The 26,186-nt window shown below is 60.1% G+C and carries 25 protein-coding genes; 10 read left to right on the forward strand and 15 right to left on the reverse strand.

From position 1 onward, the window contains the following. Positions 1-5 precede the first annotated feature (5 nt). Positions 6-452 carry a GNAT family N-acetyltransferase gene (locus tag PH5382_RS14135; RefSeq protein ID WP_156414919.1) on the forward strand — a complete coding sequence of 149 codons (447 nt, stop codon included), beginning with the start codon at positions 6-8 and terminating at the stop codon, positions 450-452. Between the two features lie 61 nt (positions 453-513). On the opposite strand, the gene phnF is transcribed toward PH5382_RS14135, so the two are convergent. Beyond that, positions 514-1,263: a phosphonate metabolism transcriptional regulator PhnF gene (gene phnF, locus PH5382_RS14140; protein WP_058335040.1), complete on the reverse strand. Its 750-nt coding sequence runs from the start codon at positions 1,261-1,263 to the stop codon at positions 514-516. A gap of 107 nt (positions 1,264-1,370) precedes the next feature. Here phnF and phnG point away from each other — a divergent pair, with 107 nt between their 5' ends. From phnG to PH5382_RS14155, 3 genes are read left to right on the forward strand one after another with little or no spacing between them, the layout of a single operon-like run. Then, positions 1,371-1,847, forward strand: a complete 477-nt coding sequence (gene phnG, locus PH5382_RS14145) for a phosphonate C-P lyase system protein PhnG (protein ID WP_058335041.1) — start codon at positions 1,371-1,373, stop codon at positions 1,845-1,847. Next, positions 1,847-2,443 (forward strand): phosphonate C-P lyase system protein PhnH, encoded by a 597-nt coding sequence (gene phnH / locus PH5382_RS14150; RefSeq protein ID WP_058335042.1) that lies wholly within the window; start codon positions 1,847-1,849, stop codon positions 2,441-2,443. Before phnG ends, phnH begins: the two co-directional genes overlap by 1 nt. 4 nt (positions 2,444-2,447) lie before the next feature. Beyond that, on the forward strand, positions 2,448-3,548 hold the full coding sequence (locus PH5382_RS14155; RefSeq protein WP_058335043.1) for a carbon-phosphorus lyase complex subunit: 1,101 nt from the start codon (positions 2,448-2,450) through the stop codon (positions 3,546-3,548). Positions 3,549-3,559: 11 nt separating this feature from the next. Here the strand turns inward: PH5382_RS14155 and PH5382_RS14160 are convergent, their stop codons facing one another. Further along, positions 3,560-3,742, reverse strand: a complete 183-nt coding sequence (locus tag PH5382_RS14160) for a hypothetical protein (RefSeq protein WP_058335044.1) — start codon at positions 3,740-3,742, stop codon at positions 3,560-3,562. A gap of 46 nt (positions 3,743-3,788) precedes the next feature. Here PH5382_RS14160 and PH5382_RS14165 point away from each other — a divergent pair, with 46 nt between their 5' ends. The 4 genes from PH5382_RS14165 to phnN are packed head-to-tail and all read left to right on the forward strand — an operon-like array spanning position 3,789 to position 6,717. Next, complete coding sequence (locus PH5382_RS14165; RefSeq protein ID WP_058335045.1) at positions 3,789-4,655, forward strand: alpha-D-ribose 1-methylphosphonate 5-phosphate C-P-lyase PhnJ; 867 nt, start codon at positions 3,789-3,791, stop codon at positions 4,653-4,655. A 26-nt stretch (positions 4,656-4,681) separates the two neighbouring features. Next, positions 4,682-5,452 carry a phosphonate C-P lyase system protein PhnK gene (gene phnK, locus PH5382_RS14170; protein ID WP_058335077.1) on the forward strand — a complete coding sequence of 257 codons (771 nt, stop codon included), beginning with the start codon at positions 4,682-4,684 and terminating at the stop codon, positions 5,450-5,452. 12 nt (positions 5,453-5,464) lie between these two features. Continuing rightward, the gene (phnL, locus tag PH5382_RS14175; RefSeq protein WP_058335078.1) at positions 5,465-6,148 is read left to right on the forward strand and encodes a phosphonate C-P lyase system protein PhnL; all 684 of its coding nucleotides are present in this window, start codon (positions 5,465-5,467) and stop codon (positions 6,146-6,148) included. Next, the gene (gene phnN / locus PH5382_RS14180) at positions 6,145-6,717 is read left to right on the forward strand and encodes a phosphonate metabolism protein/1,5-bisphosphokinase (PRPP-forming) PhnN (RefSeq protein ID WP_058335046.1); all 573 of its coding nucleotides are present in this window, start codon (positions 6,145-6,147) and stop codon (positions 6,715-6,717) included. The genes phnL and phnN overlap by 4 nt, the downstream gene beginning before the upstream one ends. On the opposite strand, the gene PH5382_RS14185 is transcribed toward phnN, so the two are convergent. Then, on the reverse strand, positions 6,687-7,397 hold the full coding sequence (locus PH5382_RS14185) for a DUF1045 domain-containing protein (RefSeq protein WP_058335047.1): 711 nt from the start codon (positions 7,395-7,397) through the stop codon (positions 6,687-6,689). The two genes, phnN and PH5382_RS14185, sit on opposite strands and share 31 nt — an antisense overlap. A 52-nt stretch (positions 7,398-7,449) precedes the next feature. Between PH5382_RS14185 and PH5382_RS14190 the strand changes: the two genes are divergently transcribed. Then, positions 7,450-8,592: an alpha-D-ribose 1-methylphosphonate 5-triphosphate diphosphatase gene (locus tag PH5382_RS14190; protein WP_058335048.1), complete on the forward strand. Its 1,143-nt coding sequence runs from the start codon at positions 7,450-7,452 to the stop codon at positions 8,590-8,592. Between the two features lie 94 nt (positions 8,593-8,686). Here PH5382_RS14190 and PH5382_RS14195 read toward each other — a convergent pair whose 3' ends face one another. The 12 genes from PH5382_RS14195 to PH5382_RS14255 form a co-directional block, all read right to left on the reverse strand. Then, a complete protein-coding gene (locus PH5382_RS14195) occupies positions 8,687-9,163 on the reverse strand; it encodes a class I SAM-dependent methyltransferase (protein WP_058335049.1) in 477 nt (158 codons plus the stop codon). After that, entirely contained in the window at positions 9,164-9,937 is a 774-nt protein-coding gene (locus PH5382_RS14200; protein WP_058335050.1) for a polysaccharide deacetylase family protein, read from the reverse strand. It lies immediately after the preceding gene. Further along, complete coding sequence (locus PH5382_RS14205) at positions 9,934-11,073, reverse strand: glycosyltransferase family protein (protein ID WP_058335051.1); 1,140 nt, start codon at positions 11,071-11,073, stop codon at positions 9,934-9,936. Before PH5382_RS14205 ends, PH5382_RS14200 begins: the two co-directional genes overlap by 4 nt. After that, on the reverse strand, positions 11,070-11,657 hold the full coding sequence (locus tag PH5382_RS14210) for a histidine phosphatase family protein (protein ID WP_058335052.1): 588 nt from the start codon (positions 11,655-11,657) through the stop codon (positions 11,070-11,072). Before PH5382_RS14210 ends, PH5382_RS14205 begins: the two co-directional genes overlap by 4 nt. Next, positions 11,657-12,769: a glycosyltransferase family 4 protein gene (locus PH5382_RS14215; protein ID WP_231751887.1), complete on the reverse strand. Its 1,113-nt coding sequence runs from the start codon at positions 12,767-12,769 to the stop codon at positions 11,657-11,659. The genes PH5382_RS14210 and PH5382_RS14215 overlap by 1 nt, the downstream gene beginning before the upstream one ends. After that, positions 12,766-14,010, reverse strand: a complete 1,245-nt coding sequence (locus PH5382_RS14220; RefSeq protein ID WP_058335054.1) for a glycosyltransferase family 4 protein — start codon at positions 14,008-14,010, stop codon at positions 12,766-12,768. Before PH5382_RS14220 ends, PH5382_RS14215 begins: the two co-directional genes overlap by 4 nt. After that, positions 14,007-15,248 carry a glycosyltransferase family protein gene (locus tag PH5382_RS14225; protein ID WP_368664676.1) on the reverse strand — a complete coding sequence of 414 codons (1,242 nt, stop codon included), beginning with the start codon at positions 15,246-15,248 and terminating at the stop codon, positions 14,007-14,009. Before PH5382_RS14225 ends, PH5382_RS14220 begins: the two co-directional genes overlap by 4 nt. Before the next feature lie 2,917 nt (positions 15,249-18,165). Then, positions 18,166-19,521 (reverse strand): CoA transferase, encoded by a 1,356-nt coding sequence (locus tag PH5382_RS14235; RefSeq protein WP_058335057.1) that lies wholly within the window; start codon positions 19,519-19,521, stop codon positions 18,166-18,168. Further along, entirely contained in the window at positions 19,518-20,672 is a 1,155-nt protein-coding gene (locus PH5382_RS14240; RefSeq protein ID WP_058335058.1) for an ABC transporter permease, read from the reverse strand. The genes PH5382_RS14235 and PH5382_RS14240 overlap by 4 nt, the downstream gene beginning before the upstream one ends. Further along, complete coding sequence (locus PH5382_RS14245; protein WP_058335059.1) at positions 20,669-21,697, reverse strand: ABC transporter permease; 1,029 nt, start codon at positions 21,695-21,697, stop codon at positions 20,669-20,671. The genes PH5382_RS14240 and PH5382_RS14245 overlap by 4 nt, the downstream gene beginning before the upstream one ends. Beyond that, positions 21,697-23,616, reverse strand: coding sequence for an ABC transporter substrate-binding protein (locus PH5382_RS14250; protein ID WP_058335060.1), 1,920 nt, complete (start codon positions 23,614-23,616; stop codon positions 21,697-21,699). The genes PH5382_RS14245 and PH5382_RS14250 overlap by 1 nt, the downstream gene beginning before the upstream one ends. Further along, positions 23,609-25,381 carry an ABC transporter ATP-binding protein gene (locus PH5382_RS14255; RefSeq protein WP_058335061.1) on the reverse strand — a complete coding sequence of 591 codons (1,773 nt, stop codon included), beginning with the start codon at positions 25,379-25,381 and terminating at the stop codon, positions 23,609-23,611. Before PH5382_RS14255 ends, PH5382_RS14250 begins: the two co-directional genes overlap by 8 nt. Positions 25,382-25,667: 286 nt before the next feature. On the opposite strand from PH5382_RS14255, the gene PH5382_RS14260 reads away from it, so the two are divergent. Beyond that, positions 25,668-26,162: a class I SAM-dependent methyltransferase gene (locus PH5382_RS14260; RefSeq protein ID WP_058335062.1), complete on the forward strand. Its 495-nt coding sequence runs from the start codon at positions 25,668-25,670 to the stop codon at positions 26,160-26,162. Positions 26,163-26,186 lie beyond the last annotated feature (24 nt).

The following is a 26,186-nucleotide window of genomic DNA, read 5'->3' on the forward strand; positions in this document are numbered from 1 at the left end:
TGACAATGAATGACACGACATCATTGATCCGCGCCTACCAACCAGAGGACATTGAACCGGTGATGGCCGTCTGGGCTGCCGCCAATGCCCTGGCGCATCCGTTTTTGGAAACTGTCTTTGTTGTGGAGGTTGAGCGGTCGATCCGGGAGGATTTTCTGCCAATCTCTGAAACCTATGTGCTGGAGGACAAAGATCAGGTGATTGGCTTTATAGCGCTCATCGGTAATCAGATCGGTGGATTGTTCCTCGATCCGGCCTGTCATCGACGGGGGTATGGCCGCGCCTTGGTGGATCATGCTGTTACTCTCAAAGGCCCGCTCAAGGTTGAGGTCTTTCGAGAAAATGCGATTGGGCGCCCTTTCTATGAAGGCTGCGGGTTTGAGCGCATTGAGGATGAGTTTCACGCCCCATCGGGGCAGATGAATCGCAAGATGGCAATGCCCGGCGCGTAGGCTTTTGACACGGGGCCGCCCCGCAATCGTGGGGCGGTCTCAATTCTTCGGCCGGGTGTGGTTAGGCGTCCTGCCCATCAATGGTCAGGGTCACACGGTCGCCGGCAAACCATGTGCGTCCGAACTCGACCGGGCGCCCGTCGGGATCAATGTTGACGCCGGTGGTGCGCAGGATTGGAGCCCCTTCGCTGACCCGCAGATGCAGCGCCTGGGTGGCCGTTGCCAGTTTGGCAGTGATGCGGGTTTCCAGCCGGGTATAGTCCGCAACTCCGCAGGCCTTGAGCGCGGCCGTCACCGACTGCATCTCTTGTAGGAAGGTTAGCATCTCGGGCAGGGGGATCGCGGGAAAGACGCTTTGAAACAGCGCGATAGGTTGATCATCCGCGAGCGACAACCCGTCGTAGACATGCACCATTGCGCCGGGTTCCAACTGCAGAGCGGCGGCCTCGGTGCTGTCGGCCGCGCGGGTTTCCAGGGCCAGAATGCGCTTGGCTGGGGTCTGGCCGCCGCGAGTGATATTCTGGTGAAACCGCACCCGTTTGCCGATCGGATAGTCGGTGGGGGCAGCGGCCACAAAGACGCCGGATCCACGCCGGGCATGTACCAACCCCTGATCCGCCATCTCTGACAGGGCTCGCCGCACCGTGTGGCGATTAACCCCGAACCGTGCCGCCAACTGGGTTTCCGGTGGCAGTTTGTCACCGGTGCCATAGCGCCCCTGCGCAATGTCATCGGTCAGCGAAATGGCAATGGATTTCCACACAGCTGTACGGGGTGCGCGCGGCGAAGCCGGGGCTGGGTCTTGGGGCATGTCATGAAACTTTCACAAGGTTTCGATTGCGCATCAGGACAAGAGTCCGATAATATTTGTCTAGTTGTATAGATGATGTAGACAACCCGGCCAAGAGGCTTTGACAGATGAATACAGATTTTTCCCCTGAGGATCGCAAGGCTTGGATGAGCCTGCTGGCTCAGGCAGATGAAACCCAGCTTGCGGCGCTATGGCGCGACTTTGCCGATGTGGATGCTGCCGACACTGCGCGTGATCCCGGCTTCGACTGGCTGCGCCCACCAGAGGCAGGCGGCGTCATGGTGCGTGGTCGCATGGGCGCGGTTGGTGCGCCCTTCAACCTGGGCGAGATGACAGTGACTCGCTGCGCGCTGACGCTGCGTGATGGCACTGTCGGTCATGGCTATGTACAGGGCCGCTCCAAGCCCAAGGCAGAAATCGCGGCAAAGATTGACGCGCTGATGCAAACCGATGTGGCTGCTGATCTGCGTGCTGCCGTACTGGTGCCGCTACAGGCCAAAGGTCAGGCCCGCAAAGAGGCGCGTGCCGCCAAGGCCGCTGCCACCAAGGTGGAATTCTTTACCATGGTTCGGGGAGAAGACTGATGTCTGTCGAAAACAACACCAACAGTTTTGGCGGTGGGTTTGCGTCTCCGCCAATCGACGCCGCCCATGGGTTTCGCGCCGCGATGAATGCGATGGCGCGCCCCGGAACGATCCAGGCCATCACCGGTGCTGTGCCACCTGCCGGGATCTCGGCTGCGGCAGGAACCTTGTTGTTGACGCTGTGTGATCCTGAAACCGGCGTCTATCTGGCGCCGGATGCGGATAGCGTTGCACTGCGAGAGTGGCTCGCCTTTCATACAGGTGCGCCCATTGTGTCGGCGGATGCCGCCGATTTTGCACTGGGCAGCTGGGCGGCCCTGATGCCGCTGGATCAGTATCGCATCGGAACGGCGGAATATCCGGATCGTTCAACCACGTTGATTGTCGAGATGGCAGATTTTGGTACGGCGAATGCCAGCCTTAGCGGTCCCGGCATCAAAGATGTTGCAACACTGGCGCTGCCGGATGCTGCGGCCTGTCTCGCGGCCTGTCAGGGCAATGCCATGCTTTATCCGCTGGGCGTGGACTTCTTCTTTACTTCCGGGTCCGAGCTGGCAGCCCTGCCGCGTTCGACCAAGATTTCGGCAAAGGACTGACCGCATGTATGTAGCTGTGAAGGGTGGCGAACGCGCCATCGACAATGCCCATGCCTGGCTTGCCGAAGAACGCCGTGGCGATACCGGCATTGCGGAGCTCAGCCTTGACCAGATCCGCGACCAGATGAGCCTGGCGGTGAACCGGGTGATGGCCGAGGGGTCATTGTATGATCCCGATCTGGCAGCGCTGGCAATCAAGCAGTCGCGCGGTGATCTGATCGAGGCGGTGTTTCTGATCCGCGCCTACCGGACCACCTTGCCGCGTTTTGGCTATAGCGAGGCGGTGGATACCGGCGCGATGGCCTGTGACCGACGCATCTCTGCCACCTTTAAGGATGCACCGGGTGGGCAGGTTTTGGGGCCAACTTTTGACTACACCCACCGGTTGCTGGATTTCAAACTGGCCGCCGATGGCGAGGTGCCTGAAGCACCGACTAATGCGCCCCGTATGGAGACTACGCCGCATATCACCGAATTTCTGCAGGGCGAGGATATCATTGAACGCGAGCCAAGCTCGGACGTGACACCGGGCGATCTGACCCGCGAACCGATGAGTTTTCCAGCAGGTCGGGCGGTACGCTTGCAGTCGCTGGCGCGCGGCGACGAGGGGTTTATCCTCGGCATGGCCTATTCCACCCAGCGCGGCTATGCCCGCAACCACGCCTTTGTCGGCGAGCTGCGCATCGGCAAGGTGCCGGTGAAAATGGAGATCCCCGAGCTGGGCTTTGCCATCGAGATTGGCGAGGTGGAGCTGACCGAATGCGAAACGGTGAACCAGTTCAAGGGCTCCAAAACCGTGCCACCACAGTTCACCCGCGGCTACGGTCTGGTCTTTGGCCAGTCAGAGCGCAAGTCCATCGCCATGGCGCTGGTAGACCGCGCCCTGCGCTGGGAGGAGCTGGGTGAAGACAACCTTGGGGCCGCCGCACAGGACGAAGAATTCGTGCTCAGCCATTCCGACAATATTCAGGCGACAGGCTTTCTGGAGCACATCAAGCTGCCGCATTACGTCGATTTTCAATCCGAACTGGAACTGGTGCGTAAGCTGCGCCGTGAGGCGCAGGAACTGGCGGATGAAATGGCCGCACGGGAGGCAGCGGAATGATGTCAGAAATCTCAGTCATCAGTTGTCCCATCACCGTCGACGGATACATCGTCAATACCATGGGTAAAAGTGGAGCGGCTGCGCCCGCGTTTTGCCCGGCTTTTGGGCAGGAACAGGGCGATCAGGACTGTAGAAATCACCAGCACCACGATGAGCACGCCCAGAATGCTGCCCAGAACCTCATCAAAACTCATATCTCAAATCTCCTTTGGATCCCCACACCGGGGGAAAGGATCCACCATGGATGACTACAACTTTGCCTATCTGGACGAACAAACCAAGCGGATGATCCGCCGCGCTATCCTGAAAGGCCTCGCCGTGCCCGGTTATCAGGTGCCCTTTGCCAGCCGCGAGATGCCGATGCCCTATGGCTGGGGCACTGGCGGTGTGCAGGTCTCTGCCGCGACGCTGACACCAAAGGATACGCTTAAGGTGATCGATCAGGGCGCGGATGATACCACCAATGCGGTCTCGATCCGCAAATTCTTTGAGCGTACTGCCGGGGTCGCCACCACGGAAGAAACCACAAAAGCGAGCATCATTCAGACCCGCCACCGTATCCCCGAGGCGGATCTGACCGAAGATCAGATCCTGGTCTATCAGGTGCCAATCCCGGAACCCCTGCGCTTTCTGGAGCCGCGCGAGACAGAAACCCGCAAGATGCACAGCCTTGAGGAATACGGCCTCATGCATGTGAAGCTTTATGAGGATATCAGCCAGCACGGCGATATCGCCACTTCCTATGCCTATCCGGTCAAGGTGGAAGATCGCTATGTGATGGATCCCTCGCCGATCCCCAAGTTCGATAATCCCAAGCTCGAGATGGCAGCGATCCAGCTGTTTGGTGCGGGCCGCGAGCAGCGCATTTATGCGGTGCCGCCCTACACCAAAGTCGTCAGCCTCGATTTTGAAGACTACCCGTTCGAGGCCAGCAAGGCAGATCATCCCTGCGATCTGTGCGGTTCTGAGCACAGCTATCTCGACGAGGTGATCCTGGATGATGCGGGCAACCGGATGTTTGTCTGCTCTGACACCGACTATTGCCGCTCACGGCGGGCCGAGGGCCATGTGGGCCGGTTAGGCGACAGCGAAGGGGAGGCCGCGTGATGGGGGCTCAAGTGAAAGAACAGGATATGACACCGCTGTTGCAGGTGAATGCTCTGACAAAAATGTATGGGCCCCGGATCGGCTGCAAGGATGTCAGCTTTGATCTGTACCCCGGTGAGGTCATGGGCATTGTCGGTGAAAGCGGCTCTGGTAAGTCAACGCTGCTGAATGCCATGGCGGGGCACCACGCGCCGGATCAAGGCGAAGTGGTGTTTGACACCCGCGTCGACGGGCCAGTGGATACCCTGAAGATGTCCGAACCCGAACGCCGCATGCTGGGGCGCACCGACTGGGCCTTTGTCCACCAACACGCGCGTGACGGGCTGCGCATGTCGGTCTCGGCTGGCGGCAATATCGGCGAGCGGTTGATGGCCGTCGGCGGGCGTCACTATGGCGAGATCCGCACCCAGGCTGCCGACTGGCTGGGTCGGGTCGAGATCAGCGACAGCCGTATTGATGACCGTCCTTCGGCTTTTTCAGGCGGCATGCAGCAGCGGTTGCAGATTGCCCGCAATCTGGTCACCGGGCCGCGGTTGGTGTTCATGGATGAACCCACCGGCGGGCTGGATGTGTCTGTGCAGGCGCGGCTGCTGGATCTGTTGCGCAGTTTGGTGCGCGAAATGGGCCTCAGCGCCATAATTGTGACCCACGATCTGGCGGTGGTGCGGCTACTGGCGGACCGGCTGATGGTGATGAAAGACGGCCATGTCGTCGAAAGCGGTTTGACCGATCAGGTGCTGGATGACCCACAACATGCCTATACGCAGCTTCTGGTTTCCTCTGTGCTGCAGGTCTGAAGGATGAAGACGATGATTGAACTTGAAAACGTGAGCAAGAGCTTCACCCTGCACAATCAGGGCAGTGCGGTGATCCCAGTGATGGAACGCGTCAATCTGCAGGTTTCGGCGGGTGAATGTGTCGGACTGGTGGGCGCCTCAGGCGCGGGGAAATCGACCCTGATGCGGCTGATTTATGGCAATTATCTTGCGGCCTCGGGGCGGGTCATGGTGGGCGATCTGGATGTCGCACAGGCCGAGCCACGCCAGATCATTGCGCTGCGCCGCGAAACACTGGGATACGTCAGCCAGTTTTTGCGGGTGGTGCCGCGTGTCGCTGCATTGGATGTGGTGGCTGAGCCGCTGCTGGCCGTTGGCACGCCGCAAAACAAGGCGCGCGACAAAGCTGCTAGCTTGTTGGCCGAACTGAACATCCCTGAACGGCTCTGGTCGCTCAGCCCGACGACCTTTTCCGGCGGAGAGCAACAGCGGGTGAATATCGCGCGTGGTTTTGCCTATGACTACCCCGCGCTGCTACTGGATGAACCCACTGCCAGCCTGGATGCCAAGAACCGCGCCACAGTGTTACGCCTGATCGAAGGCGCCAAGGCGCGTGGAGCGGCCATCATCGGCATTTTCCATGACGAGGCTGCCCGCGATCAGGTCTGCGACAGCTTTATTGATGTCTCTGCCTTTTCCCCAAAGGTGGCTGCATGACACTCCAAAGCCAAAAGGGGCCGGTCATCGCCGTTGTCGGCCCCTCGGGCGTGGGCAAGGATAGTCTGATGGAGGCACTGGTGCGTGCGGACAAAAATCTGCATCTGATGCGCCGCGTGATCACCCGTGCCCCCGAGGCCGGTGGTGAAGACTACGACGCCGTCTGCGAGGCCGAATTTGCGGATATGGCGGTATCAGGTCATTTTGCCCTGCATTGGTCTGCGCATGGGCTGCACTATGGCATTCCACGTCAGATCGAAGATCTGCGTCAGAATGGGCGGGGCGTTCTCGTCAACCTCTCACGGGCGGTTCTGTTGCAGGCACAGGAGAGTTTTGACGATTTTGTCGTGCTTTCGGTCACAGCTCGGCCAGAGGTTCTGGCCGATCGGCTGACCAAGCGCGGGCGCGAAGACAGCGCCGAGGTTCAGCGTCGCCTTGCCCGCGCATCGCAGCCCCTGCCTGCGGGGCTCCGTCGCTTGTACCAGATTGATAACAGTGCGGCTCTGGCTGATGCTGTGACCTCTGCCAGAGCCGTCATCTACGCGGCGCCATCACCTGTGAGGGCATAACGTTGGATCATGTGAAACCTCCCACCGCTGTCTTCCCCGACCAGCGCCAGATCCCGGATCTCAAACGGGGAGGGCAACAGCGGGATGAGGTGCTCTGTGAGGGCGGCCTCGACAGCTGGAAGAGAGGCTTTTGGCAGTTTGCCGGTAAGGGTTACGTGAAAGCGAAACTGATCCAGCACATAGGGGTAGCCCCAGGCGGTAAGGTTTGCCTCCTGCGCGGGGCTCAGGCCAGCCGCGCGCCGTTTGGCAAGCTCTGCCTCAGGAACGGGTGCACGAAGGGCGTCCAGATCGCGGACACAGGCGGTAGCCAATGCGTTGAGCGCGGCTTCATCACCGGTGACGCGCAGGGCCAGAAAACGCCCCAAACGCGCCAAATGCAGACCCTCCAGCGTGACCGGCGCCTGTCGCGCCGCAAGATCAGCGCAGGCCAGCCGCAGGGCTTCAAGGTTTTGTCCATCTGCAAGACGCATCGGCGGCTTCATCGTCGCATGCAGCCCGTATTTGCGCGGCACTTGGGTGACCGCGGCAAGATCAAGACCGGTAATGTTGAGACCAGGAATCTCGGGCTGCGTCGCGGGCGTTCCGCTCTCCATGTCCCATCCCAGCCAACTGGTTGCGAATTTCCCCCAGGCCGCCTCGGTCGGGGGAGCAAAATAGATCGCGTATCGCGTGAATGTCACATTGGCCTCCTATACGTGGCCGTTCCTATATCTCGAAAGTTGTGAAGTTCAGATGACAGATGAATTGATCCTTGCCAATGCCACTTTGGTGCTGCCCGATGAAACCCTGCGCGGAAGCGTGAAACTCTCTGGTGGCGAGATCACCGACGTGTCCACCGGGACATCGGTGCCCACGGGCGCGCTTGATTGCGAAGGTGACTATATCAGCCCGGGCATGGTTGAGCTGCACACCGATAACCTTGAACGTCATATTCAGCCGCGCCCCGGCGTTGACTGGCCCCATGCGGCGGCGATTATGGCCCATGATGCGGAACTCGCCGGCACCGGGATCACCACGGTGTTTGACGCCATGCGGGTCGGGTCAGTCAGTCGCAAGGAAAGCCGCTATGGTTCCTACGCACGCGAGCTGGCATCTGAAATGCTGGAGCTGCGGGCGGCGGATGCCCTGAAGATTTCCCATTTCCTGCACCTGCGGGCCGAGGTCTGTTCAGATACTCTGGTCGAAGAAATCTCGGCCTTTGGTGAGGCGGATCGCGTTGGCCTTGTCTCGCTGATGGACCACACGCCAGGGCAGCGCCAGTTTCGCGATATCTCCAAACTCGAAGCCTATGTGAAAGGCAAACATGGCTTTGATGAAGCGGCTTTTCAGGAGCATATCGCCCATCTGAAAACCCTGCGCGATACCTATGGTGATCTGCACGAGGTTGAGGCGGTCAAGGCCGCCCGCCGTTTTGGCGCAGTCCTGGCCAGCCATGATGACACGACTGCCGATCAGGTGGTGACATCGGCGGCGCACGGGATCCACCTGGCGGAATTTCCTACAACGGTAGAGGCAGCGCGCGCCTGTCATGCCTATAATATCAAGGTTATGATGGGGGCTCCGAACCTGATCCGAGGGGGATCACATTCCGGTAACGTAGCCGCGCGGGAGCTGGCAGAGCTGGAGCTTTTGGATATTGTCTCATCCGACTATGTGCCGGGCGCCTTGCTGATGTCCGCAGTGAAACTGGGCGAGATATGGGGCGACATGGCCCGTGGTTTGGGCACTGTGACCCATGCGCCAGCGGGTGCGGTGGAGTTGACGGATCGTGGCCGGATCGAGCCCGGCAAACGCGCTGATCTGATCCGTTTCAAACTGATCGATGGTACCCCAGCCTTGCGCGGCACCTGGGCGCGTGGTCAGAGGGTGGCCTGAGGTCAACTCTAGCCAATCCCCTGACTGTTTCTGCAAAGAAGCCCCCGCGCGATTTTGTTCGCTGCGGGTGGCGTTGTTTTATCTGTCTGCGAGATCAGGCGCGGTAGAACATATAGCGGCCTTCGGGTATGCCGTCGGGGCCTTTTAGCTCTTCGAACCCGACCAGTGGTTGGCCCGACACGACGACGCCTCCCTCGGCCATCACGCTTGCGATCACCGGCGACATTGCGGCGGCTTCGGCCACGTCCTTGTCCTTGACACCATAGCCAAAATCATAATGCGCTAGGGCGATTTTATGGCCTTCGGCGGACAGCCGGTTGAGCATTGGCACCGCTTCGCCCTGCAAAAAATCTGCCTCGGGTGGCACACAGGAGGGATGGCACTGCAGAACGCGGTCGATGACCCAGACGCGGCGATCCGGCAGGATCTCGCGCAGGTGGTCATAGGTGCGGCCATTGCCGAGCCCCATATCGAGCACATCGCCTGCCGTCCCCGCGATTTGTTGGGCGGCCCAGTTCAACCCGTCACGCTGGGCTGTAAAACGGCGCAGCATGGAATCCAGTCGGCTCATTCAAATCTTCCTTGTATCAAATTTCCAGACCTGTCCCGGTCCCTGAATGAGACGCGCAACCAGCGCCTCTGTAAATTGCCAGATAGCAGGATCATGCACCAGATGGTGTGTCAGAATACCATAGGGTTCCGCATTGTTGGCGCGGCCCAATCGACGGTCACGCAGCTGGTCACTGACCTGCGCAATCAGCCGTGCAGGGGGCACGAGCGAGCGGCTGCCTTTCCAGTCTATCGGGTCGAGATGGGTGTTGATCTGCTCCAGCCCGGGTGCGGCCTTGGCCAATCTGCGCGGCGTGAAGGTCGAAAGCGCCGTATAGCCGACGCCTGCCATCCAGGGCAGAAGCGTTGGCGCGATGCGGTTCCAGGGTGGCACAAAGATCGGCAGCAGAGCATCGCCAAACAACACGGACAGGCTGGCGAGCCCCTGTTCGATCTCGGCCAGAGAATCTTCAACAGGGCGCTGGGCGGCGAATTCGCATTTCTTCTCACCTTCAGGGGCTTGGTTCTGATGCGCCCAGCCATGCACCACAGGGATCAGTTCCGGGTGCTGTTGGACGTATTGCGCCAACGATAGAGTAGCCTCTTTGGGGATCACGGCCAGATGTACCGGCAGCCCGAGTTTGCGCGATAGGGCAGAGAGCTGGTCGAGCGCGCCAGTGGGGGCAATGGCATCATCGTCGCGCCACCAAAGCGGTAGCGTAAGGCCCGCATCCTGCCAGGCGGTCAGCTCAAGATCCAGCGAGGACCAGTCTATCTGCTGTGTGTCCTGGGTCATCTTGCTGCTCCTGCCACCAACTCATGCGCTATTTCCACGCTGCGGGTCGCGCCGTCAAAGTGCAAGTCACTGGCATCGCGGCGGGGCGCCACCATGGCGGCGTTCACTGCCGTCACCAGCCTTTCGGGTGTAAGGTCAGCGGTGCGCAGCATCTCGAACCCATGGAGCGGCAACAGGCTAGACGCGCGCAGCCCCTGTTCCACTTCGCGCCCGGCATCAAAGGGGATCAGCACGGCAGGCGTGTTGGCCTGCATCAGGTCCAGCGCGGTATTGTAGCCGCACATACTGACCGAGGCCGCCACATGCGACAGCATCTGTCGAAAGTCGGACCGGGCAGCTTCGATCCGGGCTGGTGACGGGATCTGTCGCAGGGCCTTAATTCGGTCACCTGCGTCATTGCCGCCAACCAGCAACCGCCAGGGGGTATCCGGCATCAGGCGCGCGGCCTGCAGTGCACAGTGATAGATCTCATCGCCGACGCTGCCGCCTCCGGCACTGACCAGGACCTCTCCGGCCCCCAGTGCCTGCGGGTGCAGACCAGCAGCGGCAGGCGCCACATAGCCTGTGTAGCGCAGCTTGCTCGCCAACATGTCAGAGACGGGCCAGCTGACCTCAAGCCGGGTGGCCTTGGGGTCGGAATGTACCAGCACGCCATCGTAGAATTCGGCAATCACGGCATCGGCCTTGGTGGCTTTTTCGGGCTTTGAGGGCGGCGCAAGAATATCGCGGATCGAGGCAAGGATTTTTGGCGGGCGGGGCAGGGCCTGTGCCATGCGCAACAGCGCCAAAAACTCCTGGCGGAGGGAGCGACGCCCAAAGGGGTAGAGTTCGGTAATCAGGATATCAGGCTGCATAGCCTGCAGCGTATTGCACAGTACCGCCTGCCGCGCGGTGTGATACTGCGCATCCACCGCAACGCCGTCTGGTGTCAGCAGTTGGGTAAAGTTGACCCCGTCAGAGCGCAGCGGTGGCAGTTGCACCAGGGTTATATCGCTGGTGTTCAGCTGCGGTGCAGCAAAGCCGCCTGACACCAGCTGAACTGTGTCGCCAGCGGTCTGAAAAGCGCGTGCTAGTGTCAGGGCGCGTGACAGGTGCCCGGTGCCCAGCAGATGGGTGACAACGATCATGACTTTCATGTGTCGTCACTCCGGATCAGGCGAACAGGGGCCGCCCAGGGGGTCAGGGTGGTGCCGTCGATCTCGACCACAAACAAGCGATTGCGTTTGATGCGAAAGGGGGCCGGGCCGTCGAAATTCCAGCCATGAGCGCGCGCCAGGATCATCCGCATGATGCCGATATGGCAGACCGCCACGGTGTCGCGTTGCAGGGTGTCGACCCAAGGTGCGAGCCGGCTCCAGACCTCGGCCGGGGTTTCCCCATTCGGGGGGCGGTAGTGCCAGCCCCACTGTTCAATATCGCGAAAGCCGCTGCGTGGATCGCTCTTCAGGTCGAGCCCCTTTTTGCCTTCCCAATCACCCCAGAACATTTCGGTTAGGGCTGGCGCGGTTTTGGGCGCGCGCCCGGCGACAATTTCGGCGGTTTCCACCGCACGGCTCAGCGGGCTGGACCAAAGGTCGGCCTGATCCCAAGGGGCGGGCAGGGTGAATTCGCTGAGTTCTACGCGGGCAGCCTCATCTAGCGGGATATCACTGCGGCCCTGAATCTGGCCAGCGCGGTTCCAAGCGGTATGACCATGGCGCAAAAGGGCGAGGCGGATCATCAGGCGGACCTCCTGATCAAAGGGGAAGCAGTTTGCCAGAAACGCTGACTGGCCGCTGGGGCAAGATGCAGTGCCGCGATCCTGTCGCGGGCGCCGCGCCCCAGTTGCGCGCGCAACTGAGGTGAAGCCAAGAGTTGCTGTAGCCGCGCGGTCAATGCTTGCGCCCCTGCGCCAGGGGCTGGATAGCTGCCGGGCGCCAGCACATCGCGCATGCCGGGGCGGTCCTGTGCCACAACTGGCAAGCCATGGGACTGCGCTTCAAGGTAGACCATGCCAAAGGCTTCGTTGACGCCGGGCCAGAAGAACAGGCTGGCTTTGGAATAAACTGTTGCCAGTTCTGCGCCAGACAGCTGACCGAGGAAGCTGACACGCTCACCAAAGGGGGACATCAGGGCTTCGACCTGGGCGCGGGCGGGGCCGTCGCCTGCAATCTGCAGCTGCCAATCGCCCGACAGACCGGCAAGGGCCTCGGCGATGATCTCGTAGGACGCCAGCTTGTCGCCCGGGCGCATCATACCAGCACTCAGCATCGGGCCAGTAAGGGGGCTGGCTGCGGGCAGGGTGTCAAAAGGCAAAAAAGGCGGCAAAGACACAAGCGCTTGATCCTGAAACCTGTCACGTTCGAGTGTGATCAGATCATTGGCCGTCAGATAGAAAATCGCCGTGGCGGCATCTGCGGCATCATGGGCCGATTGGGCAAACCCGGCCCAGGGCCCCTGCAGGCGGCGCGCGGCCCGGGTGCTTTCGATCTGCACATAGGGAATGGCGCGTGCCTGGGCGACTACAGGCCCGATCAGGTCCGGCGCCTTGTAGTAGTTATGGTAGGTCACCCAAAGATCCATATCTGGCATCTCGGCGATCAGGCGGGCGCTTTCCTGGGCCGCCTTTTCGCGCAGCACCTCCTGCAGCGCGACATCGCCAGTCTTGTCAAAGACCTTGAGCTCGGTCACCAGATCGACCTGGGCATTACCAGAAGAGATGATCGAAATCAGGTTGCGGGCCATCTCCCGATCCCCTGACGGAACTGGATGGCCTGGTGATTTCATCGGCGCATAAAAGGCAATGCGGGCGGGGGACAGGCGTGTCATTGCTCCTGTCACGAGGTCAGTCATGATCCCTGCAGCATGGCCGTCAGCCGCGCAGATAGCTGGGCAATGCCGGGATCCATGCCAAAGTCCTGACGCAGCCGCTGCAGCGCTGCCCGCGCCATAGTTTCGGCCATTTCCGGCTGATCTGCCAGGGTTTTGATCGCGGTTGCCAACGCTTCGGGGGTGTCGATGCTCAGCAGGCCATGGGTGCCGCTATCGATGAATTCTGGAATGGCCGAAACTGGCGTCGACAGGATCGGCAGCAATTGCGAGGCCGCCTCCATCAGAACATTGGGCAGCCCGTCACGGTCACCGTCGGCTGCGACCCGGCTGGGCAAGACAAACAGATCTGACGCGCGCATGGCAGCGATAACCTCAGGCTGATCACAGGCGCCACGCCAGGTGATGCGGTTTGCAATGCCCGCGTCCTCGGCCCGGTCTTGCAGCAGATCGCTGAGGCCACCACCGCCGATATGGGTCCAGTGCCAATCCTGATCCGCAGGCAGCAGGGCCAATGCATCGATCAGCCGGTCAAAGCCTTTCTTTTCAACCAGGCGCCCGACCGACATCAGGTGAAGGGGCGCATTGGCCTGCCGTGTCTGACGTTCCGGCGGGGGTGGAAAGCGGCTGAGATCAAGCCCGTGATAGATCAGGTCGATGCGATCGGGACTATCCGACATCTGTTTCAGATGCCGTGCCCCAAAGGCGGTGCAGGTGGCGCCAAATTGCGCCCCATGATGCTGGCTGGACAGCTTTTCAGAAATTTCCCAGTCCGGCGAGGTCCAGATGTCCTTGGCATGGGCGGAAAAACTCCAGGGCAGGCCGCGCATTATGGCCGCATAGCGGGCCACTGACGAGGGGGTATGCAGAAAATGCGCATAGAGCCCCAGCACCTCGGCGGGCATTTCGGCGGCCAGCACGCAGGCCTGACCAAAGCGGCGGATACGGTTGCGGCTGGGATCGCGGCGCAGATCAGCGCGCCAGATGCGATAGGCGGCTGCGTAGCCAGGCAGGGCTTGCGCCTGTGCGCGGGCCTGCCAGACGCGGACCGGCTCCTGATAAAGATACTCTGGCAGATAGTGCACGGCGGCCTGCAACCGGTCATGCAGCGGGTGTCGTTTCACATCGGTGGGATGGCGCAGCGACCAGATTTCAAAACTTTGACCAGCAGCTTCGAGCGCAACAAGTTCTTGGGCGATGAAGGTTTCCGAAAGACGCGGCCAGCCTTTGACCAGAACCGCTAGCGTGGCGGGCTGGGGGCTCATTCAGCGGCCTTTCGCGGCTCGTCCCGCAACATGGCGGACACGCGGGCGGTGACATAGGCCAACCCGTCCAACAGCCCGTCGGAGAAGGCCGAGGAAGGCGGGGATTGTTTGACCAGCCTGCGGATTGCCAGGATCATCGCCTCGGGCGTCCAGCCATCCCGGTTTTCGTCGAGCATGGCCACCAGGCCCAGTTCTTCGGCGCGGCTGGCACGGATCCACTGTTCCAGTCGCGGCGTGGTGCGCGGTACGATGACTGCGGGCTTATCAAAGGAAAGTACCTCGCAGAAGGTATTGTAGCCGCCCATGCAGACCACGCCCTGCGCGCCGGAAAACAGGGTTTCGATTCGCGATTCAAACCCGACTGTGGTGACACGGCCTTGCAGTGCTTCGACGCGGGCCTCAAAGGCCTCGCGGGTTTCGCCGGACAGGAAAGGGCCGTAGACCAGCACCGCGCGCGGCACCAGATCCGGGTCACGCTCATAGGCTGACAGAACCAGATCCACCATCATCGCACCATCGCCGCCACCGCCGGGCGTGATCAGCACATAGGGCTGCTCAGGCGGGGTATCCAGCGGGCCAAGATCCCGGCGCAGATAGCCAGTCCAGTGCATCCGTGCTTTGGCCGAGGTGCTAAGTTCCAGACCCTGCGTCGGGTTGTAGATCGAGCGAAGCCCGTAGACCCAGATGTCGTCATAAAATTCTTCAGTGGCCTTGATGGCATCCTTACGATCCCATTCGGCGGCCAGCACTTCGGGTTCATCCAGCACATCGCGCAGTCCCAGCACCATCTTGGTGCGTCCCTGACTGGCCAGAAGCTCCAGTGCGGGCAACAATTCTCCGCGAAATCCGGTGGGTTCTTTGTCGACGATCAACACGTCCGGGTCGTATTGCTCGGCCATGGAGCGGATCAGTCCGGAGCGCATCTCGGTGGTTTCTTCGATGCTCATGCCCATGGTGCGCGAGGCATAGCTGCCGTCGGATCGTTTGATTACGCCGGGCAGTCGCATGTGATCAACGCGGGTGGGAAAAGCAAAACGCCCTGCCACCGGGGATCCGGTCAGGATCAGGGCTGATGCGGCAGGGTCCGCTGCGGTTATTGCACCAGCCAGAGCCCGTGAACGACGCAAATGGCCAAGACCAAAGGTATCATGACTATAGAGCATTACACGGGGGCCGCGCGAAGTCTGGTCTCTGGAAGTCTGGTCTCTGTCTGGTGGGGCGTCTTGGGTAGGTGTCATTGGCCAGCCTGCAGGGTGCTATAAGGTGGTGGTGCAATAGGAAAATGCCGAAATCAAGAGGCTTAACCTCGGAAACACTCCTTTTTGACCGGATATGACGTGCAAAAGACAAATCGCTAATCACAAGTGGTCGATTTGTCTTGGGCCACCAGCCCGATGGCTTGTCTCCTTCCTCTTGGCATATATGAGGGGGCAGCCATCGCGCTGGCCCTTGCATGCGCGTGATTGCGTAGCTGCGGCGGTGTGGCTAACCTGTTTTCGATATTCAAGGAGATCCCCCGGTCATGATCGAGCGTAGTGTTTCGTTTCTGTTGGCAAGTTTGCTCTTCCTGGCGCTGTTTTTGACCCTGCCTCTTGCGGCGCAGGCGCAAGTGATATCGGGGGGAGTGGAGACCGAGACCAAAGACCCGGTTGCGCGCGCGGTAGAGCTGGCAGCGGAAAGTGGCCTTGGGGTTATCATTGTCGATGGCAGTGGCGCGGTGACGACAGCCACCGAACCTGCGGCACAGAACGCCGGGCATGCGATGGAAGGCGCCTCCGCGCTGATGAAGGCACAGTCTGAGTTCCAGGATTTTCGACAGGAGCTGCGCAGTCGCCTGGAGGCATTGCCCTATTCCATTTTCGAGATGAAATACATCCTGCGTCAGACCAGCCCGGATGGCCGGATCATGACCTATGTCGAGGTCCTGGGCTGGTCGCTTTTGTTTCTGATGATCGGGCGCTGGCTGTCGACCGAGATCTACGGCAAACGCATTGCCAAAGGCTATGTCGTTGCCCGCATTAAGCAACATCCGCAAGGCTACTATGAAAAAATGCCGTTCCTGGTGTTCCGCTTCATGATGGGGGTGGGCGGCACGATCTTTGCCATGATTTTTGCGCTGTCGATTTCCTACCTGATTTTTGGCGCTTCGGGAGACAGCTCGGTCGAGTTTACTGTAACGGCGATCTATACGGCCTTTTTCCTAGCCCGCACGGTGTCGGATCTGTGGCGTATGGTTTTATCGCCCTTTCTCAGTCAGTACCGGATGCCGGTGTTTTCCGACCAGGACGCCAGGCGGCTCTATATTTGTTTTAATGATACGGCGACCTCCGAGATCTACACCCTGCTTTTTGCCACCTGGGTTGGGGACTTCGGGCTCAATTATAATGTCTATGCCATGGTCTATGGCCTGCTGACCTTGGTCGGCGCGCTGGGCAGCCTGGCGCTGATCGCGTTCAATGCCCGGGCCATAACACATGCCATTCGTGCCGGGCGCCGCAAGGAAGAATGCTCTTGGCTGTTGCGGGCTCTGTCGATGGTCTGGGCGCCGGTGATGGTATTCTACGTCATCTTCGGCTGGTTCGAGCTGGCCTTTGACCTGGTGCTGGAGCGCGAAATGTCGGTGCCGCTGATGGCAGGAACCTATATGGTGCTGACTTCTATTCTGGTGGTCTATGGTGTTATCAACTACGCCATCGAAGCCTATACGCACCGCCGCCGCCTGCCTGAGATTCAGTCTGGCGACCGGATGGCTGGGCCCGGAATAGACCCCGAAACTGAGGGTCATACGGAGACTCTGGAAGGGGGACTTTCCGAAGGTGAAATACAGGCGATGGCGGCCAGTCCGGGGCATCAGATCGCTAGCTTCGAAGATCTGGCGCGACGGGTGGCTGGCATGCTGGCGTTTCTTGTGGGCGCCTACGCGCTGGTCATCGTCTGGAATCCGGATGCCAGCTGGTTGAAAACGACAGCGTCTGAACGGGTGATCGATGTCATCGTAATCTTGTTTCTGGGTTATATTGTCTATCACGCGGCGCGGATCTGGATCGACAGCAAAATTGACGAAGAGGTCGGGGATGTTCCCGAAGCGGAGTTGGGGGATGAAGGCGGTGCCGGTGGCGCCAGTCGTCTGGCCACGCTGTTGCCGCTGTTTCGTGGTGCCATTCTGGCGGTGGTCGTGGTTTCGATCATTTTGATTATTCTCCTGGAGTTGGGCATCAACGTCAGCCCGCTGTTTGCTGGTGCTGGCGTGGTGGGACTGGCTGTTGGCTTTGGCTCGCAGACCCTGGTGCGGGATATTTTCTCGGGGGCGTTCTTTCTGGTGGATGATGCGTTTCGCAAGGGGGAATACATCGACATTGGCGATGTCAAAGGCACGGTCGAGAAAATCTCGGTACGGTCCTTTCAACTGCGTCACCATTTGGGGGCGCTGCACACCATTCCGTTTGGCGAGATCAAAGTTCTGACCAATTATTCGCGCGACTGGGTGATGATGAAATTGCCACTGCGGGTGACCTATGACACGGACGTGGAGAAGGTGCGTAAACTGATTAAAAAACTGGGGCAGGAGTTGCTGAGTGATCCGGTGATTGGCGATAGCTTCATGCAGCCGTTGAAGTCGCAGGGTGTCATTGAAATGCAGGATTCGGCGATGATCATCCGGGTGAAATTCATGACCAAACCGGGCGATCAATGGTTGGTGCGCAAAAAAGTCTATCAGGACATTCGCGAACTGTTTGCGCGCGAAGGCATCAAGTTTGCGCATCGCGAAGTCACGGTGCGTCTGGCAGAGGATCAGGCAGATGACCTGCCACCACAAAAGAAAGAAGCTTTGGCGGGTGCGGTGCAAGCGGCCATTGATGAGGATATTCTCGACGTCAACGAAGGTGGTGATGATCGCTAAGGGTTTCTCCTAACAGAGCATTTCGGTCACAAGCGACGGGGGCTTCCGCCTCCAAGTCCGGACCGCTGGCGCGCTCCGCTTGGCGTTGGGCCGGGCGCCGGGCCTGCAGCCCGGCGTGAGCCCTAGGCAATGGTTGTGATGGTTTAAGCAGGGGGCTTTCACCTGAAACGCCGGGGAGCTCGCGGCTGTAGGACGCGGCTGAAGCGCTACAGTCGGGGCGCGAAAACCGGGCGGTCTGTCGGATTGGTTTGGGATCAGTTGCGGGGGCGAGGCCAGTAGGCTTCGGATGTACCGCACGCCCGCGCTGGGGCGTTCCAATGCATGTACGTAGACCCAATCGAGAGCGCAGATTTCAGCCGCAGGGCTGGTCCCCAGTCGCTGTTTTCGCGCCGCCTGTCATAGTCCTGTGGCAATTTCTCTTGTAGGGGGGATCCGCTTTCGCTGCGCGAGATCTCCGCCAGTAGATTGGCAGTCCGGGCCAGAGAGAGGCTCGCGTTCTGTGTCTCACCTGTGGTCAAAGCCTGGCGGAGGGCTGACAGCACGGCAGCGGCCATCAGATAACCGGTGGCATGATCAAGTGCTTGAACGGGCAAGGGTGTTGGCTTGTCGGCCTTGGCCCAGATACGGCCAGTATCTGCGATGCCCGCACTCATCTGCACCAGGCTGTCAAAGCCGCGGCGCCCGGACCAGGGGCCAGTCCAGCCATAGGCATTCAGGCTGACTTCGACCCGATTGGGCGCGAGGCGATCACGTGTCGCCAGATCATAGCCGAGCCCGTCCAGCGCGCCAGGGCGGTAGCCATGCACCAGCACATCGGCCTGCGCGAGCAGGGCTTCGAAACGGGCGCGTCCCTCGGCCGTCTGCAAGTCGAGAAAGGTCATGGATTTGCCCAGCGAGATATCTTGAATGACACCGGGTTCGTCCCAGCCTGGGGGATCTATGCGCAGTACATCAGCGCCAAACCCGGCGAGGGTGCGGGTGGCAACCGGACCTGCCAGCACGCGGGTAAGATCCAACACCCGAAGCCCCTGCAGGGGCCGGGCCTGTGTGGCCTGATGATTTGGCCGCAAAGCGACGGGGCGTTTTTGGTCCCAATGGATTAATGGTTCAGCCGCAAGAGCCTGCCCCTGAGGGTGCTGCATCCAGTCGGCACGACTGCGCATGGCAGCTGCAACGCCATCTTGATCTACAATTTCCGTCTCTAATGTGCCGCTATCCCAGTCACGCACTGCCACCCTGACGGCATCGGGACTTGCGGCGCAGCCCAGCACCTTGAGAGCTGCGGCGCGGTGATGAGGCAGGTTGGTGTGCAACCGGATCCAGCCGTCGCGACAGGCATAATTCCCAGCAATGGGGTCCCAGAGACTGGGCAGCTCCCACCCCTGAGGGGCAAAACTGTAGCCAAACCAGAGCGAGGCGAGACGTTGGTCAACGCAGACTGGAAGCACCTCCTGGCTCAGCCCCATGGCTTGAATCAGGGCGGCCAGCTCCTGCCCGACAGCGGCGAAGCTGGCATTGGCCAATTCGCTGACCGCATAGGCGCTGTTGTAGCGTTCATGCCCTATGACCACGTAGGCTTCCGGGGCGGGAATGTCGCGGATCAGGCTCATTGCTGATAGGGGTCAAGACTGTCGCGCAGCCCGTCGCCAAAGAAGTTGAACGCCAGAACAATCACAACAATGGGCAGCATCGGGATCGCGGTCCAGGGATAGATCTCGATCGAGGCGAGGTTCTGGGCATCATTGAGCATCACCCCCCAGCTGACCGCAGGCGCGCGCAGGCCAAGACCAAGGAAGGACAGCGCAGTTTCGCCCAGGATCATCGCCGGGATTGACAGCGTCGCCGATGCGATGAGATGCGACATGAAATTGGGGATCAGGTGCTTGCGAATGACGCGCCCCGATGAGGCCCCCATCATTTCGGCCGCGCGGACATATTCTTCTTCGCGCAGAGACAGGAATTTGGCCCGAACAGATCGTGCCAAGCCTGGCCAATCCAGAATGCCAAGGATCACCGAGATGATGAAAAACACTGCCACCGGCGACCAGTTCGACGGCACAGCTGCCGAAAGCGCCAGCCACAGCGGCAGTTCAGGCAGCGAGCGCAGAACCTCGATCACCCGGTTGATGACCCAGTCGATCTTGCCGCCGAAGTAACCCGCGATGGAGCCGAAGAAGATGCCAAGCACAAAGGACACTGAAATCCCGATCAGGCCGACAGTCAGCGAGAGCTGCGCGCCATAAAGGATGCGGCTGAATACATCACGTCCCAGCCGATCAGAGCCCCACAGAAAGACGGTGGCGTCTTCGGGGGCGCAAAACAGATGGGTGGTGGTGGGGATCAGCCCGGCAATGCGATAGCTTTTGCCTTCACATAGGAATTCCAGCGGTAGTGGACGGTTCAGATCCGGTTTGAACACCCATTGAAAGGTTTCCAGGTCGGCCTCTGAGGTCATCGGATAGATGAAGGGGCCGACAAATTCGCCCTCGTGGAAGAGATTGATGGATTGCGGCGGCGAATAAAGGTGTTCGCTGTGGCGCTCATTGGGCCCGTAGGGCGCGATAAAGCCCACGACCGGCAGCAAAACATAGCAAATCAGCAGAAAGGCACCAGAGATCAGCCCCAGCTTGTGGGTCTTGAACTTGCGCCAGATCAGCACCCAGTTGGGGGCATCCAGGTCCTTGCGCTCCAGCTCTTGCAGGGCGGCGGCGGGATCATAGGGGGCATCATCGACAAAACGTCCGTCAGGCAGTTGGGTCATGCGTCACGCCCCTCGTAGCGAATGCGGGGATCCAGAAGCACCAGCAAAACATCGGATATCATCGTGCCAATCAGGGTCAGCAGTGCCACGAACATCAGCACAAAGGCGGACAGGAACATGTCCTGGGTTTTGAGCGCGGTCAGAAGGGTCGGCCCGATGGTTTGCAGCCCGAGCACGACCGAAACCAGAACTGATCCGGAAATCATCGACGGCAGCAGGTTGCCGATATCGGCAACAAAGGGGTTGAAGGCGACCCGCAGGGGATACTTCGCCAGCATACGCGTGGGCGACATGCCCTTGGCGATCGCGGTTTCCACATAGGGTTTGCCCAACTCATCCAGCATATTGGCGCGCAGGCGCTGCATCATCGCCGAAGCCCCGGCGGTGCCAATCACAAAGGTCGGAACAATCAAATGTATCAGGATCGAATTGACCTTTGCCATCGACATTGGCTCCCCCTCGAAGGCGGGGTCCATCAACCCGCCGATCGGCAAGTTGAACCAGCGATGGCCATAGTAGAACAGGATCAGCGCCAGCAGAAAGTTTGGCGTGGCCAGGCCGAGATAGCCGACAAAGGCGGAGGTGTAGTCGACCCAAGTGCGCGCCCGCGCAGCCGCCAGCACACCCAATGGCAGGGCCACCACATAGACGAACAAAACGGCGGCCAGATTGACCAGAACCGTCAGCCAAAGGCTGTCGCCGACGATCTCGGCCACGGGGCGGTCAAATTCAAAGGACCAGCCAAAGTTGCCCTGGATCAGTCCGGAAAACCCATGTGGACCCGGCAGGAAACCAACCCAGATAAAATACTGCTGCCATAGGGGTTTGTCCAAAGCGTATTCGCTGCGCAGGAACTCGGCCTTGGCCACGCCCGCAGACTGTCCACTGGCGCGCAGTTCGGCGATCTGGTTGGACAGGTAATCCCCGGGGGGCAGGTTGATGATCACAAAGACAAGCACCGACACCACCCAGAGGGTCAGAAGCATGGTGCCAAACCGGTAGAGGGCGTAGCGCAGGATTTCCATCAGCCCTGCCCATCTTCAAAGAAGAACTCATCCGGTCGGTAGATGCCAAAATGTGCGCCGGGCTCCCAGGCCCAGATGGCTTTTTCGGGGACGTTACGCAAGCGATCCGACACCACCACCGGCTGTGGGGCAGCAGAGACGATACCAATACCGTAGACCTGATCGGCGTGAATTTTCAGCATCTCATGCCAAGCGGCGGCACGGCCCGCGTCATCGGTGGCGTTTTCCCAATCATGCATCAGCTCCATCAGGCGCTGAGCGGGAGCCATGTCGGGGGCCTCGCCGGCGGCACCGGCCGTCTGGTAATACTGCCCCCATTTTGGCCAGGCCAGAAAGACCTGATCCGTCGGCGCAAGGTAGGCAGGCGATGTGTAGTTTTGCGGCAAGCCATTGTCCCAGCCGTACCAGACCGATGCCATGGAGGAGCCGGAAAACACCCGGTTGCGCAGAATGTCGCGATCCAGAGGGCGCATGATCAGTTTCACGCCAACATCGTTCCAGTCGTCGGTGATGATCTGCAGCGCGTTTTCAACTTCCTGACGCTCGCCAGCGGTTTCCACCACCAGTTCCATCGGGCGGCCATCAGGCAGGCGGCGGATGCCATAACCGTCTTTTTCGCCAAGGCCCGCTTCATCCAACAGCCGATTGGCCAACTCCGGGTCAAAACTGGCCCAGGCCTTGCGCATCTCGGGATCAAAGAAGGGGCTTTGCTCCAGCACGGTCATGGCACCGGGTTTGGCCAGTTTGAAAAACAGCGCCCGGTTGATGGCGGCCCGGTTGATCGACACCGACAGGGCACGGCGCACGCGGACATCGCGCAGCACATTGCGCCAGACCGGGTCGGCCACGTTCAGGTTCGGATAGATCGCAATCTGTGAGGCCGCACCAGTGCCCCAGAGAAAAGTCTTGTAGCCGGCACCGTCGGTCTCTCCCTTGCGCAGGATCGGGATATCGCGAAATCCCAGACCACGGGCCTGCAGATCGGCCTCTCCCGCGTTGGATTTGGCGGCCACCAGACCGGCGGCGACGATCTCCATCTCGACCGTGTCGATATAAGGCAGTTGCACCCCCTTGCTGTCGACGCGGTGATAATAGGGATTGCGGACAAACTGATGGCGGATCTTTTTGCCGGCGGTGGCGTTGATCCAGGGCTGCAGTGTGGGCAGTTCGTGATTGTCGAACTTATACATGTTGTCGTATTTATTATGCAGCGCTGCCCAGCTTTTGACGCGGGCATAATCGACCTCTTCGGCCAGGGCTTCGGCGCTGGCGTAGTCTGCATGAAATTGTTTGAGATAGTTTGCCGGGCGATAGATGAATGGCGGCCGGGCTTGGGCCAGGTTCTGCAGAAACTGGGGATTTGGTGCGTCCCACTCGTAGATTACTGTGGTTGCATCCGGGAAACTGACCTGTGGCAGCGCACCTTCAGCATACATGAAATCAGGGGGGCCGGCCGGGCTCAGCAGTGGGTTTTGGGCGATGTCTTGCCACCAGTATTCAAAATCCGCCGAGGTGAAAGGATCTCCGCTGGACCAGCGATGGCCGGGGCGCAGATTCAGCGTGTAGCGCCGGTTGCCTTCGTTTTCAAAGCCAAGCAAAATATCTGGCTGCAGCAGATATTGCGTGTCGTAACCGACCAGACGGGCGTAGCCATAGACCACCATCTGGCGAATATCCTTGGAGCGGGTCACCATGGTGTTCAGAGTGCCACCTTGAACGCCAAAATCGCGTCCCTTGGCGGCAAGATCAACCACCAGTGGGCTCTGCGGCAAACGCTCTGTGACCGGGGGCATGTTGCCACTATTGACTTCATCCTGCCAGAACGCGCTTTCGACAAAGGCCGGACCGGCAAGACTGCTGAGCGGGGTCAGCAGCAGGGTGGCGGCGAGCGCCAGGATGGAATTGCGGGCGTTAAACATGGCAGCGTACCTTATGTCCGGGCTCAAGCGGCACAAGCGGCGGCGCGTCGAGACCTGAGAATCTGAATTGTTCGGGCCAGTCGTCCGGGCTGCCTGCCCCCTGTGCCACCAGTTTCAGATCAATTGGGCGATGGATATCTGGTTCCGGTTGGGCGGCGATCAGTGCCTTGGTATAGGGATGTTGCGGATTGTGAAACAGGGTCTCTGGGGTGGCCTGTTCAACGATCAGCCCCCGTCGCATCACTGCGACCTCGTCGGCGATGCGGGCGACCACGGCCAGATCATGGCTGATAAAGAAATAAGAAAGCTTTTGCTGGTCGCGGATCCGTTCCAGCAGCCGCAGGATCTGTTCCTGCACGGAGACATCCAGCGCCGAGGTGGGCTCGTCGCAGACCAAAAGCGAAGGGTTCAACATCAGAGCGCGCGCAATCGACAGACGTTGGCGCTGACCGCCGGAAAAAGCATGCGGGTATCGCTGCAGCATATCACGGCTGAGACCGACAGTATTGAGCATTTCAGCCGCGCGGTCGCGGCGCTCGGCCCGGGTGCCGATGTCGTGAATCTCCAAGGGTTCGGTCATGGTGTCCAGAATACGCATGCGCGGGCTCAGCGACGAATAAGGGTCCTGAAACACCATTTGGGCTTCGCGTTGAAAAGCAGTACGCGCGGTCCGGTCCATTTGGTGCACTTGGATCGCGTCGCTGCCTTCGCGACCCCGAAACACCACCGTGCCACCGGCATCGGGCGGTTCAGCCCCAAGCGCAATCCGGGCGGCTGTGGTCTTGCCGGACCCACTTTCACCAACGATGGCCAGGGTCTTGCCACGGGGCAGTTTCAGATCAACACCCCGGCAGGCATGGATCAGGCTGGGGGCTTTCCAGCCTTTTCCGGCGCGCATGCTGTAGGTCTTGGAGACCGCTGTCATTTCTAAAATGAGATCTTCCCGGGATGGCAGCGCTTGTGGCTCTGCTGCGGCAGGGATTTTTGGAGCAGCAGCGATCAGAGCCCGGGTATAGGGATGCGCGGGGGTCGACAGCAGCGGCTCGGCGGAGCCTGCCTCCATCACGCGGCCTTTGTGCATGACCACGACCTGTTCGGCCATGTTTGCCACAACGCCCAGATCATGGGTCACCAGGATCATCGCCATGCCGGTGTCGCGCTGTAGCTCTTTCATCAGGCCCAGCACCTGCGCCTGTGTTGTGACGTCGAGCGCGGTTGTTGGCTCGTCCGCGATCAAAAGCTGCGGTTTGGCGACCATGGCCATGGCGATCATGGCGCGCTGGCGCATGCCGCCCGAGAGCTCAAACGGGTAGGAGCTATAGGTGCGTTCCGGGTCGGGAAAGCCGACGCGCTCGAAACAGGCAAGCACTTCTTTCTTGGCTTCGGCTTCGCTTTTGCGACCATGCAGCCAAAGGACTTCGGCGACCTGATTACCGATCCGGTGCAGGGGCGACAGCGACCGCATCGGCTCCTGAAAGATCATCGCTACCTGATTGCCGCGAAGATCGCGCATTTTACGCTCTTCCAGAGTGACCAGATCGGTGGGGCCTTGTGCACATTGCATGTGGATGCTGCCGGACCGGATCTGGGCCGCCTTGGGCAGAATACGCAGGACCGCACGACACGTGATCGTCTTGCCGGATCCGCTTTCGCCGACCAGCGCCAGGGTCTCACCAGGGGCGACATCAAAGCTGACATCCTGCACGACGGAGTCATCTTTGCCAAAACCGATGCTGAGATTTTTGACAGAGAGCAGAGGCGCCATTCAGCGCTGCCCGTCGTTGTGTTTATATCCAGACATTATGTGTCCCGTTTTCCCCTGTTTTTTTGGTTCACCATCGCGCGCAGGCGTCAGTCTAGTCAAACCCCATTTACCATAGCACCGCTTTGCTGAAGAAAAATTGATCCAGCGGCACCGCAGGGCCACAATTTATGCGTCCGACGCTTGTGATAGATGGCAAGTGCTACACATTTGTGGCGAGATCTGGCAGATCAGAGCCAGGGTCAGCCATCCTGGCCATCCCGCGCACATTGACCATAGGAGACCTGGCATGAGCACTCGACTGGATCTATTTATCGATCGTATGGTGTCGCAACGCGCCTGCCTGGACTACGGGATCCGTGAAACAGCAGCGCTGGCTGGACCTGTGTTTGAACTGGGGCTGGGCAATGGTCGCACCTATCACCACATGAAACACAATATTTCGGGTCGCGATCTGTTTGTGTTTGAACGCGCGGTTGCGTCGCACCCGGACAGTACACCCCCAGAGGATCTGACCATTCTGGGCGATGTGCGCGAAACTCTTCCTGCGGCCCTGAGTCGCTTTGGAGCCACTGCCAGCCTCATTCATGCCGATCTTGGCGGGCACAACCGGGAAAAGAACGATGCCTTTGCGCGGCTGATTTCGCCGCTGGTCGAGCCGATTCTGGCGGTTGGCGGGCTGATGGTTTCATCGGACCGGATGTATTTCGAAACCCTGCGCGAGATGCCATTGCCGCCCGAGGCCGTCGAAGGCCGTTGCTTCATCTATCGCCGCGACGCCTGATCCGTCTGTCGGCAAAATAGTTTT

The sequence above is a fragment of the Phaeobacter sp. CECT 5382 genome (assembly GCF_001457775.1).
Lineage (GTDB): Bacteria > Pseudomonadota > Alphaproteobacteria > Rhodobacterales > Rhodobacteraceae > Pseudophaeobacter.

Bases quoted from the DNA above. Each gene is read 5' to 3' on its own strand.
- PH5382_RS14135 (WP_156414919.1), top strand. From the start codon at position 6: ATGAATGACACGACATCATTGATCCGCGCCTACCAACCAGAGGACATT.
- phnF (WP_058335040.1), bottom strand. From the start codon at position 1,263: ATGCCCCAAGACCCAGCCCCGGCTTCGCCGCGCGCACCCCGTACAGCT.
- phnG (WP_058335041.1), top strand. From the start codon at position 1,371: ATGAATACAGATTTTTCCCCTGAGGATCGCAAGGCTTGGATGAGCCTG.
- phnH (WP_058335042.1), top strand. From the start codon at position 1,847: ATGTCTGTCGAAAACAACACCAACAGTTTTGGCGGTGGGTTTGCGTCT.
- PH5382_RS14155 (WP_058335043.1), top strand. From the start codon at position 2,448: ATGTATGTAGCTGTGAAGGGTGGCGAACGCGCCATCGACAATGCCCAT.
- PH5382_RS14160 (WP_058335044.1), bottom strand. From the start codon at position 3,742: ATGAGTTTTGATGAGGTTCTGGGCAGCATTCTGGGCGTGCTCATCGTG.
- PH5382_RS14165 (WP_058335045.1), top strand. From the start codon at position 3,789: ATGGATGACTACAACTTTGCCTATCTGGACGAACAAACCAAGCGGATG.
- phnK (WP_058335077.1), top strand. From the start codon at position 4,682: ATGACACCGCTGTTGCAGGTGAATGCTCTGACAAAAATGTATGGGCCC.
- phnL (WP_058335078.1), top strand. From the start codon at position 5,465: ATGATTGAACTTGAAAACGTGAGCAAGAGCTTCACCCTGCACAATCAG.
- phnN (WP_058335046.1), top strand. From the start codon at position 6,145: ATGACACTCCAAAGCCAAAAGGGGCCGGTCATCGCCGTTGTCGGCCCC.
- PH5382_RS14190 (WP_058335048.1), top strand. From the start codon at position 7,450: ATGACAGATGAATTGATCCTTGCCAATGCCACTTTGGTGCTGCCCGAT.
- PH5382_RS14195 (WP_058335049.1), bottom strand. From the start codon at position 9,163: ATGAGCCGACTGGATTCCATGCTGCGCCGTTTTACAGCCCAGCGTGAC.
- PH5382_RS14200 (WP_058335050.1), bottom strand. From the start codon at position 9,937: ATGACCCAGGACACACAGCAGATAGACTGGTCCTCGCTGGATCTTGAG.
- PH5382_RS14205 (WP_058335051.1), bottom strand. From the start codon at position 11,073: ATGAAAGTCATGATCGTTGTCACCCATCTGCTGGGCACCGGGCACCTG.
- PH5382_RS14210 (WP_058335052.1), bottom strand. From the start codon at position 11,657: ATGATCCGCCTCGCCCTTTTGCGCCATGGTCATACCGCTTGGAACCGC.
- PH5382_RS14215 (WP_231751887.1), bottom strand. From the start codon at position 12,769: ATGACTGACCTCGTGACAGGAGCAATGACACGCCTGTCCCCCGCCCGC.
- PH5382_RS14220 (WP_058335054.1), bottom strand. From the start codon at position 14,010: ATGAGCCCCCAGCCCGCCACGCTAGCGGTTCTGGTCAAAGGCTGGCCG.
- PH5382_RS14225 (WP_368664676.1), bottom strand. From the start codon at position 15,248: ATGACACCTACCCAAGACGCCCCACCAGACAGAGACCAGACTTCCAGA.
- PH5382_RS14235 (WP_058335057.1), bottom strand. From the start codon at position 19,521: ATGAGCCTGATCCGCGACATTCCCGCCCCGGAAGCCTACGTGGTCATA.
- PH5382_RS14240 (WP_058335058.1), bottom strand. From the start codon at position 20,672: ATGACCCAACTGCCTGACGGACGTTTTGTCGATGATGCCCCCTATGAT.
- PH5382_RS14245 (WP_058335059.1), bottom strand. From the start codon at position 21,697: ATGGAAATCCTGCGCTACGCCCTCTACCGGTTTGGCACCATGCTTCTG.
- PH5382_RS14250 (WP_058335060.1), bottom strand. From the start codon at position 23,616: ATGTTTAACGCCCGCAATTCCATCCTGGCGCTCGCCGCCACCCTGCTG.
- PH5382_RS14255 (WP_058335061.1), bottom strand. From the start codon at position 25,381: ATGGCGCCTCTGCTCTCTGTCAAAAATCTCAGCATCGGTTTTGGCAAA.
- PH5382_RS14260 (WP_058335062.1), top strand. From the start codon at position 25,668: ATGAGCACTCGACTGGATCTATTTATCGATCGTATGGTGTCGCAACGC.